Genomic DNA, 15,877 nt, shown 5'->3' on the forward strand with positions numbered 1-15,877 from the left:
TGTGATATTATAATACTATGAGTAAAAGACAGTGATAGAGTAAACAGAGTTCATAGGAATTTATGAAAAATAAAGTTAGGGGATACAAAACGTGAAAAAATATCAAAAAATATTAATGCTCAGTATCTTGATAATGTCTTCAGCACAGGGCGGAGTGATAGAGGCAAGTGAAGTGTTTTTAGATACTAAGGAAGACCAGGTCCAAATAACTTCTAGTTCTGAAAAGAACGTTATAGAAGACAGTGGCTTTAATACGAATGATTTAGAGATAGCTGATGATAAGGGGCTTCCACCAGAGAGTTCAAATGAAAATAGCGGTTCCAAGGATGAAAGTTCTTCAAAAGTAGACAGTGAAGCAGAGAAAAGCAGTTCAAGTGAAAATGAAAACGTTATAGAGGGAAAGACGACTGAAAAGCCTAAGAAAGCTGATGGTATGGAAGAAGCCAGCAAGAAAGGAACTTTTCAAAAAAGTTTATCAGGAAAAAATCTTCCAAAGGTTCTTGTAAGGCTCAAGCAATTACCAGTAAAAAATTCAGGTTCTCCATTTAGAGATACATCAAGGTCGATATTTAAAAATCATATCAATTGGATATATAGTCGAGGAATTACGACAGGGTATACGCCAACAACATATAATCCCGAAGCGAAAGTAACTCGAGGGGAGATGGCTGTATTTCTTTACCGACTAGCAGGTGCTCCAGCCTATAATCCTCCATTTAACGTTTATACAGATGTAAGCCAGTATAAAAATCAAATTCTTTGGTTGACTGCAGCAAATATTTCAAATGGAACAGCACCGTACTATAACCCAAAAGGTAAGGTAACACGAGGACAGATGGCTGCATTTCTGCACAGAATGGCAAAAGTATCAGGAAAAGCTCCTGTTTCTGGAAAATATAATCCAAGATTTTGGGATGTCAAAGACAGTATGTTTAAGAATGACATTGGTTGGCTAAGTTCGAAAGGAATCACGACAGGATATACACCGACATCCTTCAATCCTGATGCAGACATTACACGTGGGGAGATGGCCGCCTTCCTTTATCGCTTTTATAATGTCACAGTAAATAATCAGAAACTTCCCCCAGCTCCACAACCCTATGCGAATCAGCCTGTATATTATTCTCAGCTCGATTCAAGATGGAAAAATATCAGATTGAATGCATCTAACGTAGGGGTATCAGGCTGCGTTCCTACTAGTCTCGCGATGATTTTACGAGGCAGCTATGGAATGAATGTGGACCCAGGAATTGTTGCTAAAAAAGCTGACACTATTAGTCGCGAAAGTTTTGGTCTTTCGGGTAGGGACTTGATAAATACTGCAAAGTCATATGGCCGTAGTGTTGAGGTGATTCATACTAAGGAAAGAGCCGCTTCCTTGCTGAAAGCAGGCTATCCACTGGTTTTTTACATCAATGTAGGGATTGGTCATGCAGTAGTTGTTTCTGACTACAACAACGGTCTGGTAAATGTTAACGATCCTTATGGTAGATTATTCTATCCCACAGGTAAAACGAGTTTAAATGAATTGTGGGGACGTCCTAGTCAAGATGCAATGGATTGGAACGCAGGTAGACCCGTCTTTGCAGTTAAATAGGAGAGAGGACATGAAAAAGTTAGTCGTGATGTTTCTTTTAGGCATAAGTTTTTTGGGCTTATCTGGATGTAACCATGAAGCAACAGAGAGGCAATCCCCAAAACAATCAAGCTCAGAAATGCCTAAGAGTGAAAAAAGTACAGAGCAATCTAAGCCAGCTAAAACAAAGGAATCAACAAGTCCAAAAGAAAACACTCCCAAGAAAAGTGATAGGGCGGAAGATGCTAAAGTATCAGATGATCCCCAAGCTCCTAAGTCAGAGGACACTGTAAGAACTGAAGAAGGGAGGACAACCGATTTAGGGAAAGCACGTATTATTTTATACGAGGCAGGGATTGACTCGCATTCATTAACGAATGAGGAAATTTTAGGGATATGGAAACGTTCGCAAGGAACTAAAGATTTCGTAAAAAATGTAAAAGAAGTATTAGCGAAAAATGAACATTAAATATTTCTGACAAAACTTCTAAAAGAAGATTGCCGTCATTTATTGGGAATGTTCAAAAAAATTTAGAAATCATCAATAATTGCTAATAAAGTTATGAGAATGATGCCCTAGCAACAGTGAAATCGAGAAATATTAATTTCTCGATTTTTTGGATACAGGCAAGTAAATTCTATCAGAAAAACAAATTTAAAGTAAATGTTATTTTAACGTAAATGTAACGATAGAAACCTCAAAAAGAAATGAAAGATAAATTAAAAACCTTGAATTAGAAACTTTATTATGATAAAGTTAGAAAAAGAAAAGAACCCAAACTTTGCAAGACGGAGAGTAACGGGGCTCTTTTTTGTGTAAAATTGCAAGAGACATAAAAAGGAAAGGTTTGAGGAACTAAGGATGTTCAAAGATAAGTGTATCAAAGGATTCAGGGTGTGGAAATCCGGGAAGAAATGGTGTGTATCTGGTGCAGTATTTATCATGGTATTGTTCGGACCATCTGATATATTAGGTGCTGCGGATGTCATTACTCATCCTTTAGAGGGAGAAACTTCTGTCACGAGTGCCCCAAATACTGGTTCATCAGCTGATAATGTTAAGCCGAACACAGTTACAAATGAGGCAGCTTCAACAGAAACAGATAAGGGAAGCGGTACCGAAGGAGTAGGAAAACTACGCAGAGTATCTACAGCTGCAGCAGAAGCTATGAATCTTAGTTTAGATATGAATGCAAGTACGACAACTACTGAACATGATGTCAGTTTTAATCTGACCTCTGATGGTGTAGGATGGCCGAGTAGTCCAGCCGAATCTAAACAATTTGGAGTTGCAGGTAATTTTACTGCTGGGCAAGTGATAACAATAACTGTTCCTAAAGGAATAGTGGTCTCAACATATGATGCTGTTGCAGGTATGACTGTGTCAAAATCTCAAAGTGGGGAAAATACAGTATTAACTTATACGGCAACAACTGATATCACTGCATCGTTCAATGTTTCTTACTATTTTGGAACTCAAGGAAACAATGCTCAATTTGCTCCTGGTTCTACTACTTTACCCGTGACTGTAACCAGTGACGCGACGACTGTTTCAGGTAACATCATTGCGGTAAATCCTACAACAAGTAGTGCAACTGCCAGAGTTCATAACACAGCAGTGTCTAATAATGTCTTTACAGCAGATGGAAATTCGACCTATAACTTTGTTTTGGGCATAAAGACAACACCAGATTTTACGGATTCAAGTCAACAAATTACCCAAGCAATACATGCTAAAATGTCAGGTGTCATTCATGTACCAAAGGGATTTGTCCTTACAGGAGCTTCTGTTGCCAATTATTTAGATACTCAAGCCAATGCTCCAACAGACGGAAGTGCAGTTCCACCAATTCCAAGCGGTTTGACACAACCAGGGGGAGCAGGTTCTGACATTATCGTATCTGATATAGTTGGTGGAGGTTACAACCGGTACAATGAAGCTTTTCTGTACTTGTACGGCTATTTTGCCACAGGAACTGAAGCTGGTACATATAATTTCTCAACGGACTTATCTCTTCATCCACAATATTATGATGGAACAGTTGGAAATATTCCTGTAAGCAGAGGAAGTTTTTCTGATATCACTATTGGTTCTGCAAACCCAGGTACGATGACTGCAAAATATGGCGGGGTTTTAGAAGGCTATGATGCAAATAGCTTAGATTTAGACCATGCAGGTTTTTATTCAAAAACAATCAGTAAAGATACGGGAGTAACAGGATTTGTCACAGGGAAGACATCAGACACATCTGTCAATAAAATTACAACCCTTCCTACAGTGGCAGTTGATTTCTTGGATACAACTGTAAACCAGACAAATGAGCTGCGAGATTATAAAGTAACACTTCCAGAAAAATGGTGTGGAAATACAACGGATATTGTTCTTTCTACTATTTCAAGAGGAATCGTAAGTGATAGTGGAAATGAGAATAACAATGGGCCTTTTACTGTTGTTATGGACAATGGCAGTACGTACACAGTGAGCTCCTTGAATAGTGCTGATGCAGCTATTACTTCAGCTATTTCGGCCGGAGCGCATATTAAAAGTATCTCAGCCCAAGCTAAAATCCTTGCAGGAAATAACATTCAAGTTCAGTTAAGAAATGCTGTTATTGAAGACGGCGCTTATAATAACGGAGACAGAGTTCCTATCCAACTAGATGTTCACAGTGTGACCTCTAATACTGATATAAGCGTAGTAGGACATTTAAAATACTTTGATGAAAGTACAGTAAGTTCTTCACAATTTAGTGTAAGGAACACACTTGACTACAATATTTCTGGTACATATACTCAGGGACAAACGTTTACTACTGGCGCGAAGTGGACGTTGCTTAATAAAGAAACAACCTTGACTAACAGTATAGACGGAAGAATATTAATCCCTGGAACAGCTATTGCCGGAGCTACAGCTGATGTTAAATTGCCTACCATAATCATAAGTAGTGTAGATAAAGGAATGATAGACCTTGACCAAAGTAAACTTGGAGATTGGGGTTGGAGATATAATGGGAAGAAATATTCTCCGGTAATTACCGATATGGGAATAGACCCAACGACTGGTGAACATTTAACAAAGTTAGATTTTTCACAATATACTGTTACAATCCCAGCAGACACAAACCCAGATAGGGCGTTTATGTTTCCAGATGCGTTGCCGTGGAAAGTTAGCGATATCGCTGCTCCCGCAACTGGTGTAACTTCTCATTGGATTTCACAATTGATAGACAACAATAAGGATGAGCTTCATCCTGTCTATGGTGGAAAAACTTATGATGGTTCTACTGGGATGAAATGGACAGTTACAGCTCCAGCTCATATTGCTGCAAAAGTAGGAATAGCGGGAAGCAAAACAGGGGAAAATACTTTTTACACGGAGAAAACTGGGAGTGCTGGCTTTGACAGAGGGTTGAAATCTGATGACTCAGACGATAACAACTCTGGACGTATTATGTTATCAGTGACCAATGGTTCACCTGGAGACTATACAAATGCCCAGGAAGTTGCTGTTTTACCAAGTGTTGAAAACGGTGATAAATTTACACTTAACTTAACAGGACCTGTAAATGGAATCCAAGGAACAGGAGCAAGAGTCCTCTACTCTACAAAAACGTATTCTCTTCCTAAAAGTGGGTCCTATCAAACGCTAGATTTAACGACCAGTGATTGGGTGGATGAGAGTAAAGTAAATGATTGGTCTACAGTACGTTCTGTTGCTCTTGTTTCAGATAAGTTAGCTTCTCAAAATGTATTGGCGGGCTATCTACCTATAGCGGTTGCTGACATTAAAAATACGAAGATTGCTGACACTGCAACTGTACAAAGCTACAGTTATGCTAAGGGTGCAATTGAGGGCAGTGACTTAAGCACAAATACCCCGATGAAAGCTCAAATTTACGGTATTCCGCAGATTAATGTACATTATGTAGAAACAACAGATGGTACAACTTCAAACGGTAATGTATTGGCAGATACGGAAACGATTACTGGGGTGGATACTAATGGAACGAATCCAGCTTATAAAACATATCAATCTCAGAAAAAAGATATTCCCGGATATACTTATAAAGGTCTAGCTCAAAACTCTGCACCTGCTTCTGGAACGTTGACCGATGATACTAATGATGTCACTTATCTCTATGCTAGAGATGAACAAAAAGTTCAAATCCATTATATTAATGTAAGTGGAAGTGATAAAACAAGTGATTGGAAACCTGAAGATGGCATAGAATTAAAAGACGCTCTTCAAACATTAACCGGTTACTCTGGAGAAACTTATACAAACACTCTTGCTGTCCCTAAAGGGTATGATTTAGTGAGTGCAGATTCAGGGGCAACAAGTGGTAGTTATGATTTTGATTCAAACGTTACACAGAATGAATACGTTTATGTGAAAGCACAGAGTCAAAGAGTCTTGTACAACGTTATTGATGACACAACAAAAACTAACCTAGAAAGTTCAGTTTTATTTGACAGTGGCGACACTGATGCACCATTGAGCAAAACTCAAGAAGACTTGCAAAAAATTGCTGAAGCTTATGAAAGTAAAGGCTACAAAGTAGATAGTGTTGATAAGTTGCCTTCTAAGTTTGATAATGATAAGAACCAAGATCAAATAGTAAACATCTACTTGTCTCATTTGACTACAACTGTGACTCCAGAACAACCGGGCACACCAGGCAATCCAATTGATCCAAATCAGCCAGACGGACCGAAGTGGCCAGAAGGCACCGACAAGTCTTCCCTTTCGAAGACCATCACCCGGACCGTCAACTATGTGGACAAAAATACAGGCAAGGTCCTCAAACAAGAAGTTCAAACGGTGACCTATACCCGTACCGCTGTTGTGGACAAAGTAACAGGTGAGTTGCTTGGCTATGACACCAATGGTGACGGAAAAGTAGACACAACAGAAGATTCCGCTTCATGGACGACGACTTCTGATGTCTGGGACAAACTTGTTTCTCCAGACTACAGTGCGCAAGGCTACGGTTCACCTTCTGTGAGTGAGGTGGATAAGGTGACAGTCACTCCAGGTACAGACTCGTCTGAGGTTAATGTTTATTATGAGCATGAAACTACATCTGTAAGTCCAGAACAACCGGGCACACCGGGTAGTCCAATTGATCCAAATCGTCCAGATGGACCGAAGTGGCCAGAAGGTACCGACAAGTCTTCTCTTTCGAAGACCATCACCCGGACCATCAACTATGTAGACAAGGAGACAGGTAAGGTCCTCAAACAAGAAGTTCAAACCGTGACCTACACCCGTACTGCTGTTGTGGATAAAGTAACAGGTGAGCTGCTTGGCTATGACACCAATGGGGATGGCAAAGTAGACACAACAGATGATGCGGCTTCATGGACTACGACTTCTAATGTCTGGGATAAGCTTGTTTCTCCGGACTACAGTGCGCAAGGCTACGGTTCACCTTCTGTGGCTGAAGTGGCTAAAGAAACTGTCACTCCAGACAGTAAGAGCACAGAGGTTAATGTTTATTATGAACATGAAACTACAACTGTGACTCCAGAACAACCGGGTACACCGGGCAGCCCAATTGATCCAAATCAGCCAGACGGACCGAAGTGGCCAGAAGGCACCGACAAGTCTTCCCTTTCGAAGACCATCACCCGGACCGTCAACTATGTAGACAAGAACACAGGCAAGGTCCTCAAACAAGAGGTCCAAACAGTGACCTACACCCGTACTGCAGTTGTGGACAAAGTAACAGGCGAGCTGCTTGGCTATGACACCAATGGGGATGGCAAAGTAGACACAACAGATGATGCGGCTTCATGGACTACGACTTCTAATGTCTGGGATAAGCTTGTTTCTCCGGACTACAGCGCCCAAGGTTATGGCTCACCTTCTGTGGCTGAAGTGGCTAAAGAAACTGTCACTCCAGACAGTAAGAGCACAGAGGTTAATGTTTATTATGAACATGAAACTACAACTGTGACTCCAGAACAACCGGGCACACCAGGCAGTCCAATTGATCCAAATCAGCCAGACGGACCGAAGTGGCCAGAAGGCACCGACAAGTCTTCCCTTTCGAAGACCATCACCCGGACCATCAACTATGTGGACAAAAATACAGGCAAGGTCCTCAAACAAGAAGTTCAAACGGTGACCTATACCCGTACCGCTGTTGTGGACAAAGTAACAGGTGAGTTGCTTGGCTATGACACCAATGGTGACGGAAAAGTAGACACAACAGAAGATGCGGCTTCATGGACTACGACTTCTAATGTCTGGGATAAGCTTGTTTCTCCGGACTACAGTGCCCAAGGCTATGGCTCACCTTCTGTGGGTGAAGTGGCTAAAGAAACTGTCACTCCAGACAGTAAGAGCACAGAGGTTAATGTTTATTATGAACATGAAACTACAACTGTGACTCCAGAACAACCGGGCACACCGGGCAGTCCAATTGATCCAAATCAGCCAGACGGACCGAAGTGGCCAGAAGGCACCGACAAGTCTTCCCTTTCGAAGACAATCACGCGGACCGTCAACTATGTGGACAAGAACACAGGCAAGGTCCTCAAACAAGAGGTTCAAACGGTTACCTACACTCGTACTGCAGTTGTGGACAAAGTAACAGGAGAGCTGCTTGGCTATGACACCAATGGTGATGGCAAGGTAGACACGACCGAAGATGATGCTTCATGGACCACAACTTCTGATGTCTGGGATAAGCTTGTTTCTCCGGACTACAGTGCCCAAGGCTATGGCTCACCTTCTGTGGGTGAAGTGGCTAAAGAAACTGTCACTCCAGACAGTAAGAGCACAGAGGTTAATGTTTATTATGAACATGAAACTACAGTTGTGACTCCAGAACAACCGGGCACACCGGGCAGTCCAATTGATCCAAATCAGCCAGACGGACCGAAGTGGCCAGAAGGCACCGACAAGTCTTCCCTTTCGAAGACAATCACGCGGACCGTCAACTATGTGGACAAGAACACAGGCAAGCTCCTCAAACAAGAGGTTCAAACGGTTACCTACACTCGTACTGCAGTTGTGGACAAAGTAACAGGAGAGCTGCTTGGCTATGACACCAATGGTGATGGCAAGGTAGACACGACCGAAGATAGTGCTTCATGGACCACAACTTCTAATGTCTGGGATAAGCTTGTTTCTCCGGACTACAGCGCCCAAGGCTATGGCTCGCCTTCTGTGGGTGAAGTGGACAAGGTGACAGTCACTCCAGACAGTAAGAGCACAGAGGTTAATGTTTATTATGAACATGAAACTACAGTTGTGACTCCAGAACAACCGGGTACACCGGGCAGTCCAATTGATCCAAATCAGCCAGACGGACCGAAATGGCCAGAAGGTACTGACAAGTCTTCCCTTTCGAAGATGATCACGCGGACCATCAACTATGTGGACAAGAAGACAGGCAAGCTCCTCAAACAAGAGGTTCAAACGGTGACCTATACCCGTACCGCAGTTGTGGACAAAGTGACAGGCGAACTGCTTGGCTATGACACCAATGGGGACGGCAAGGTAGATACGACAGAAGGTGATGCTTCATGGACCACAACTTCTAATGTCTGGGATAAGCTTGTTTCTCCAGACTACAGCGCCCAAGGCTATGGTTCCCCTTCTGTGAGCGAGGTGGCTAAAGAAACTGTCACTCCAGATACAGATTCAACTGAGGTTAATGTTTATTATGAGCAAAAACCAAAAGATGAGAGTGACAATTCTAATAAGGATAAACCAGAAAGTGATAAGTCTACAGGCCAGAAAAATGTTGATAATAATACAAAATCAACAAAAGTAGAGAAGAAACTTCCTGCAACTGGAGAGAGCCTCTTAGCATCACTTGTATGGGGAGTATTAGGCTTGTTAGCTGTAGCGACTTCTATTCTTCTTGCCAAGAAGCGTAAAGGAAAAGAGGATTAATAGTATCTTTATGAAGAAACGCAGGAGTGATGTCAAGAAATGCTAAGAAATCTTACATAATTTTTCTCGCTTATTATAGCAAATAGGACATCTTGGACAGAAAGTAATTGTGTTACTACAGTTAGATTAAATAAGAAAACAGTAGCAAAATATGTTCGAGAACAGGAAAAGTACGATATTCCTCTTTGCAAACTTAGTGTTAAGAAACCTGTATCCTTTAGCGAGATGCTTCCAAGTTAAAACCACCCGTTTTACGGGTGGTTTTATTGTTTGACTACAGGCACAATAAATTGTCCTGAATACGTGCCGTCTCCATTATCTTTACGTCAAGTGGCATTAGGGCCTCCCACATAGGCATAGTCTGTGACATATGGCAATATCTCTCCAAAAGCTTTGTAAGTCAGTTGATCAAATAGTCCATCAGCATCTTCAGACATACCAGATACAGTGATATAGTCACCTGCAGGAAATTCAACCATACGTGTAGCAATTTCTAAAGATTTACTTGTAGAAATGGCACGGTAGTTCCAAGCCTTGTTTTGGTAGACTTCATTGACAGACCATTCAAGGTCGTCCGTAGCTGATTGCTTAAGCGCATCCAGCGTCCCATCTTGTGTCAGTTTTTTATAAAAAGCTGTTTTCTCTGCGATAACAGCATCCATGTCAGATAAATCTGATTGAAGGCTGAAGCCAATAGCCGCAAGGCTAAAAGCTTCTTTTGTTTCTAATTGATAATCCATAGAATTCCTTTCAGTGTTTGGAGAATATAGAACTTCTTTGATTATAATAAATTTTGACTTATGCCTCAACTTTTTGAGCACGCAAAGTCATCGTTGCAGTGAAAGTGCCATTAGGATTTTCAGTGACTGCAGTTGCATTGCTAGGGCCGATATACTGCCATTCAGAGATTTCACTCAAGGCTTGACCAAAGACGTAGCCGGTTAACTGATCTGCCAAGGTATTTTTATCATCTCCTGTCATCTCAAAAACGAGATAATCACCAGCTAGAAATTCGAAAACATCGGTGTTTGCAACTTCAGAGAAAGAACCCATGACACCAAAGCCACGGCGTGCACCTGCTTCAGTTGCGTAGTTGATTTGATAAATTTGCCCGTCTGATTTTTTAGCGAGTTCAGCCAGTGCTCCATTTTCAATGATGCTTTGTTTGAGTTGTGCAGTTTTTTGGGCGTTGCCTGCCCAGTCGTTAAAATCTTCAAATGTGATACCAAAAGCAGTCATCTTGTAATCTTCGGGGATATGTGTGATTGTGTAGTTCATTTAAATACTCCTAATTTTTCGTTTATTTGTCACTTAGGATTAAGCGCAAGTATAGTATAGCGTTTAAATGTATCAAAAACTGATACTTTTTAGTATAATCAAAATATGAAAAAATCCGAACGCATCAATTTAATCATGCGCTATATTAATAATCGCTCGCAATTTACAATAGCGGAGCTGCAAAAAGAGTTTGATATTTCCCGTGCTACAGCCATCCGAGATGTGCAAGATATTGAGGCTATGGGCTTGCCTTTAGTTGCGGAACGTGGCCGTGGGGGAGGGTATTTTGTCATGCAAAATGATTTTTTACCTACTGTACGTTTTACACCTGATGAGCTTAAGGCTGTTTTCATCGCTTTTATGGCTACTAAAAACCAGCAATTGCCCTATCTTCACGGTCGCAAAACGATTATGGAAAAGTTGATTGCTATAGCACCACAGACTCAGCAGGATATTCTTATTATGTTGAATCAACTGTTGCTTTTTACGGGTTCCAACCCTGCCCACCCTGATATTTTAGAGCTGGATGATGCGGGACCGCCTGAGTTTAATCAACTTCTGAATCTGGCTCTGACGGACCGTTACATGACTTTGACTTACGAACCCGTGACGGGAAGACTTGAACAGTTAAACGCTTATATTTTGCAAGTCTTTCAAATGCAAGGGACTTGGCTTTTAGATCTTTATAATCTTGACACCACTGACTTTCGTTATATGCCAATTGAGCAACTCAGAGAGAGCAAGTCTTTGGTGGGAAGCCCACCTTTAAGTGAAAAGGAGATTCTGGCGCAACGCCAGCAGTTAAGGACACAAGGCAATCTCAAAGTTACACTCAACAAGCGAGCAATAGACCGTTTCAAAGTTTTTCACCCACCAGGCTTAATTTTACGATTTACGGGTATGTTTCAATCTTCAGGACTTTTCCAAACACAAATTGATGAAAGGAATGAAGAAGAAGTGGAATACTATGCGGACTGGCTTCTTTATCTAGGTTTAGGGGCAAAAATAGAAAGTATGCCTCAGACGTTAAAGGCAGTCTTAAAAGAGCGGCAAGAGAACTTGAAAGTACTGTTAGAATAATAATAGATGTAATCCAAAAATAAAATGGATAATGCAGTGGAATTTAAGCGAAACAGAGTGTTAAAGCACGTGATGCTTGGGGAAGATTAACTTACTTAAGTATAGCGAGAGCAAAATAACATTATGTTTATTGAGCAGGGAAAATAGAATTGCTAGTTTAGAACATTCTGCTTTTTATTCATGTTCAGAGTTATCAGGAGCATCAAAATAGCTTTGAAATTCCTTGTCCATGTCCTATTTAATGGAGTGTAAAAACTTTATAGAAAGCTTCAAAATTTTTCCAATTCGCATTCAAAAGCCCGACAAAAAATTTTATAAATATGGTAAAATAGAGAGAATTCTATTTGCGCTCTACACAAGATAATTTTAGGGGAATTATGGGAAATAAAACCTCTCAGACAACTCTTTCCTAACCCTTTATTGGTGCGGACTGGGAAGATTTAGGAAAAATAGGGAAATTAAGGGGATAGAAATGGCACAATTGTACTTCAAATATGGCAGTATGAACTCAGGCAAAAGTATCGAAATTCTGAAAGTTGCCCATAATTATGAAGAACAGGGAAAACCTGTTTTGATTATGACTTCTAGTTTAGATACACGTGCCGGTGTTGGTATAGTCGCAAGTCGTATTGGTATGAGCAGTGATGCTGTGGCTATCGATGATAAGCTGGATGTGTACGCCTATATTGAAAACTTACCTGTAAGGCCTTTTTGTGTGCTGATTGATGAAGCCCAGTTTCTCAATAAACAAAATATTTATGATCTGGCACGCGTGGTCGATGATTTAGATGTCCCCGTGATGGCTTTTGGCTTAAAAAATGATTTCAGAAATGAACTTTTTGAAGGTTCAAAATACTTATTGCTTCTGGCTGATAAAATCGAAGAAATTAAAACGATTTGCTGGTATTGCAGTAAAAAAGCAACAATGGTTTTACGCATGGTTGAAGGCGAACCTGTATATGAAGGCGAGCAACTGCAGATTGGTGGCAATGAGAGCTACATTCCAGTGTGCCGTAAGCACTACTTTCATCCGTTGAAAAAGATGAAGGGTAATCGTATAAACGAAGAGATATAAAAAAGAAGTAAGGAAAAATAAAAAATGTTTGATCAACTTGAAACAATGGTAGGACGATATGAGGAGCTGGGTGAATTACTCAGTGACCCACAGGTTGTCAATGATACAAAGCGCTTTATGGAGCTTTCACGTGAAGAAGCCAATCTGCGTGATACTGTAGCCACTTATAATGAATATAAAAAGGTGCTTGAAACGATTTCCGATAGCGAAGAAATGCTTGGTGAAGGTGGCCTTGATGAGGACATGAAAGAAATGCTCAAAGAGGAGCTTTCAGAAGCAAAAGCAGCCAAAGAAGAACTGGAAGAAAAGATTAAAATTCTCTTGCTTCCTAAAGATCCAAATGATGATAAAAATATCATCTTGGAAATTCGCGGCGCAGCAGGAGGTGATGAAGCAGCCCTTTTCGCTGGCGATTTGCTAAATATGTACCAACATTATGCAGAGTCACAAGGCTGGAAATTTGAAATCATGGAAGCCAGTGTGACAAGCATTGGCGGTTATAAAGAAGTTTCAGCCCTTGTTTCAGGGACTTCTGTTTACAGTAAACTAAAATATGAATCTGGTGCTCACCGCGTGCAGCGCGTGCCAACAACGGAAACACAAGGACGCGTACATACTTCAACAGCAACAGTGCTTGTCATGCCTGAAGTTGAAGAGTTCGAGATGAAAATTGAGCAAAAAGATCTCCGTGTTGATATCTACCATGCCTCAGGTGCTGGTGGACAAAACGTCAACAAGGTTGCCACAGCTGTACGTATGGTTCACTTGCCTACAGGCATCAAAGTCGAAATGCAAGAAGAACGTACGCAGCAAAAAAACCGTGATAAAGCCATCAAGTTGCTTAACACAAAGGTATTTGACTACTATCAACAAATCGAGTTGGATAAACAAAACGCTGAACGTAAGTCTACTGTCGGAACAGGTGACCGTTCAGAGCGTATCCGGACCTATAATTTCCCACAAAACCGTGTGACGGACCACCGTATCGGATTAACTTTACAAAAGTTGGATACCATCCTTTCTGGAAAAATGGATGAAGTCATTGATGCACTCGTGGTTTATGATCAAACGGAAAAGTTGGCAGAGCTTAACAAGTAATATAGAAGTTTCAGTTTGAAACAAGAGAGTGAAGGTTGTTCTAGGGTGAGAGCCTTCATATTTTAGGCTTAACTGATAAAAGAGATGCTTTAGAGACTGTGAGAAGTAGAGAAAGCACAAAAAGTTAAGGGTACTTATAGGTTGGAAAATATTGTCAATGAAAAGAACAGGACACGCAATAAAAAAGCGGTCCTTTTTGTCAAAAGTAATATGGTAATCCTCTATGTATTTGTCAGAACCTATTTTCTCTACTTTAAAAGTGAGGAGGCGGAAAGAAAAGATGTTATGGATTGAGGCCGTGCGACAGCTCTCTAGCAACCTAGAAGAGCCCTTTGCTCTAGAATTTGTTTGGAGAAACTTGCACGAATTAACGAAGTTGCAATGGTTAAATTTGCAGAAAGAAATTATTTCAGAAACAGAATGGGTAGAGTTAAAGGCGATAGCTCGACGTTTAGAAAATGATGAACCGCCACAATATATTGTCGGCTGGGCGGAGTTTTGTGGCTTAAAATTGATTGTGGACAAACGTGTGCTGATTCCGCGCCCAGAAACAGAAGAGCTTGTTCAGATGATTTTGACAGATAACGACGGAAGTTCTCGTGCTGTTTTAGATATCGGGACAGGTTCAGGAGCTATTGCCTTGGCTTTAGCGCAACAGAGAGAGCAGTGGCAGATTACAGCAGTGGATATTTCAGAAGGCGCTCTTGAGGTAGCACGTGAAAATGCCTCAAAACATAATCTAGTCTTAAGGTTTATTAATTCAAATGTTTTTGAAAATGTACAAGAGAAGTACGATATCATTGTATCTAATCCACCTTATATAGCTTTTGACGAGACTTATGAGATGGACCAATCTGTTATTCGTTTCGAGCCAGAGCGCGCGCTTTTTGCAGAACATCAAGGATTAGCAATTTATGAAAAAATAGCAGAAAGGGCCCAAAACTACTTGAAACCTGAGGGAAAAATATATTTGGAAATTGGCTACAAACAAGGAGAGAAAGTGAAAGCACTTTTTGAAGAAAAATTCCCGGAGAAAGCTGTTAGCATTCACCAAGATATTTTTGGAAAGGACCGCATGGTAAGTGTGCAATAGCTGAAAATCAAGCATGTAAGGAAAAGCAGAACATTTTCATGACAAACGCATGAGGTTATTTTTGATGAAAACTGCCCATTTTCACAGCGTGATGAGGCGAGGTTTCTTAGACTTTTTGGGGGAAAGCGTCCAAGAGAGTTTGCCTTCTTCTCGCGATTTTTCTATGCGTGGATCAAGGATTCCCTTACTTTATTTAGAGTAGGACAAGCTGTGTAAGCAGTTGTAAACTAGTCTTGTGGTTTCACTTAGACATAGAAAATTTAGCTGCCGCTCAAACTGCACAGAGAAGCGTGGTACCTGAAACGCTGCCGTTTTAGGAGGTGTTTTCCCTTATGAATCCTGTAATTCCACATTTTTATATCTTGAATTTATAATTTAAGTGCAACAGAAAAAAGACTATTCATAAATCCAGTATAATAAGTTTGTCGAGAACATTATTAAGCTGGAGGAAATATGAATAGTCCCTATACTCATCTTACAATATTTGAACGAGAAAGTATATTTTTGTGGTCATCACAAAAGGTTTCTGTGCGTGAAATCGCTAGACGCTTAAATCGGAGTGCCTCCACAATTTCAAGGGAGCTTAAAAGAAATAGTGTTAATCAGGACTACTCTCCAACGGTTGCCCAAAGCAAATACCGGAGCAGAAAAAGTCATTGTGGAAGAAAAGCAATCTTCACCAATCGTCAATATTGGGAGAAAGTGAGACACTTATTCGTTGATTTACAATGGTCTCCTGAACAAATCTCTGCACGATTAAAGCATGAA

At 40.8% G+C, this 15,877-nt stretch carries 9 protein-coding genes and 1 pseudogene; 8 read left to right on the forward strand and 2 right to left on the reverse strand.

Annotated elements, in window-relative coordinates; translation table 11 throughout:
• Window positions 1-91 precede the first annotated feature (91 nt).
• The 3 genes from ACGHCK_RS07825 (at window position 92) to ACGHCK_RS07835 (ending at window position 9,485) form a co-directional block, all read left to right on the forward strand.
• A complete protein-coding gene (locus ACGHCK_RS07825; protein WP_251421597.1) occupies window positions 92-1,597 on the forward strand; it encodes an S-layer homology domain-containing protein in 1,506 nt (501 codons plus the stop codon).
• A 10-nt stretch (window positions 1,598-1,607) separates the two neighbouring features.
• Entirely contained in the window at window positions 1,608-2,045 is a 438-nt protein-coding gene (locus ACGHCK_RS07830) for a hypothetical protein (protein WP_271327989.1), read from the forward strand.
• A 393-nt stretch (window positions 2,046-2,438) separates the two neighbouring features.
• Window positions 2,439-9,485, forward strand: a complete 7,047-nt coding sequence (locus tag ACGHCK_RS07835) for a mucin-binding protein (protein ID WP_394304522.1) — start codon at window positions 2,439-2,441, stop codon at window positions 9,483-9,485.
• A 326-nt stretch (window positions 9,486-9,811) separates the two neighbouring features.
• Here ACGHCK_RS07835 and ACGHCK_RS07840 read toward each other — a convergent pair whose 3' ends face one another.
• Both ACGHCK_RS07840 and ACGHCK_RS07845 read right to left on the reverse strand, forming a co-directional pair.
• Entirely contained in the window at window positions 9,812-10,225 is a 414-nt protein-coding gene (locus ACGHCK_RS07840; protein ID WP_271327987.1) for an effector binding domain-containing protein, read from the reverse strand.
• 58 nt (window positions 10,226-10,283) lie between these two features.
• Window positions 10,284-10,763: a GyrI-like domain-containing protein gene (locus ACGHCK_RS07845; RefSeq protein WP_251421589.1), complete on the reverse strand. Its 480-nt coding sequence runs from the start codon at window positions 10,761-10,763 to the stop codon at window positions 10,284-10,286.
• 105 nt (window positions 10,764-10,868) lie between these two features.
• On the opposite strand from ACGHCK_RS07845, the gene ACGHCK_RS07850 reads away from it, so the two are divergent.
• The 5 genes and pseudogenes from ACGHCK_RS07850 to ACGHCK_RS07870 all read left to right on the forward strand — a co-directional run.
• Complete coding sequence (locus ACGHCK_RS07850; protein WP_251421586.1) at window positions 10,869-11,843, forward strand: helix-turn-helix transcriptional regulator; 975 nt, start codon at window positions 10,869-10,871, stop codon at window positions 11,841-11,843.
• Between the two features lie 472 nt (window positions 11,844-12,315).
• A complete protein-coding gene (locus ACGHCK_RS07855) occupies window positions 12,316-12,918 on the forward strand; it encodes a thymidine kinase (protein WP_251421583.1) in 603 nt (200 codons plus the stop codon).
• Window positions 12,919-12,942: 24 nt separating this feature from the next.
• Entirely contained in the window at window positions 12,943-14,016 is a 1,074-nt protein-coding gene (gene prfA, locus ACGHCK_RS07860) for a peptide chain release factor 1 (protein ID WP_251421580.1), read from the forward strand.
• Between the two features lie 280 nt (window positions 14,017-14,296).
• The gene (gene prmC, locus ACGHCK_RS07865) at window positions 14,297-15,109 is read left to right on the forward strand and encodes a peptide chain release factor N(5)-glutamine methyltransferase (protein ID WP_251421578.1); all 813 of its coding nucleotides are present in this window, start codon (window positions 14,297-14,299) and stop codon (window positions 15,107-15,109) included.
• A gap of 471 nt (window positions 15,110-15,580) precedes the next feature.
• A pseudogene (locus ACGHCK_RS07870) lies at window positions 15,581-15,704 on the forward strand (helix-turn-helix domain-containing protein); the annotation flags it as partial.
• Window positions 15,705-15,877 lie beyond the last annotated feature (173 nt).

The sequence above is a fragment of the Lactococcus muris genome, assembly GCF_042849115.1.
GTDB classification, from domain to species: Bacteria; Bacillota; Bacilli; order Lactobacillales; family Streptococcaceae; genus Lactococcus; species Lactococcus muris.

Coding starts and splice junctions, on each gene's coding strand:
- ACGHCK_RS07830 (WP_271327989.1), top strand. CDS start 1,608: ATGAAAAAGTTAGTCGTGATGTTTCTTTTAGGCATAAGTTTTTTGGGC.
- ACGHCK_RS07835 (WP_394304522.1), top strand. CDS start 2,439: ATGTTCAAAGATAAGTGTATCAAAGGATTCAGGGTGTGGAAATCCGGG.
- ACGHCK_RS07840 (WP_271327987.1), bottom strand. CDS start 10,225: ATGGATTATCAATTAGAAACAAAAGAAGCTTTTAGCCTTGCGGCTATT.
- ACGHCK_RS07845 (WP_251421589.1), bottom strand. CDS start 10,763: ATGAACTACACAATCACACATATCCCCGAAGATTACAAGATGACTGCT.
- ACGHCK_RS07850 (WP_251421586.1), top strand. CDS start 10,869: ATGAAAAAATCCGAACGCATCAATTTAATCATGCGCTATATTAATAAT.
- ACGHCK_RS07855 (WP_251421583.1), top strand. CDS start 12,316: ATGGCACAATTGTACTTCAAATATGGCAGTATGAACTCAGGCAAAAGT.
- prfA (WP_251421580.1), top strand. CDS start 12,943: ATGTTTGATCAACTTGAAACAATGGTAGGACGATATGAGGAGCTGGGT.
- prmC (WP_251421578.1), top strand. CDS start 14,297: ATGTTATGGATTGAGGCCGTGCGACAGCTCTCTAGCAACCTAGAAGAG.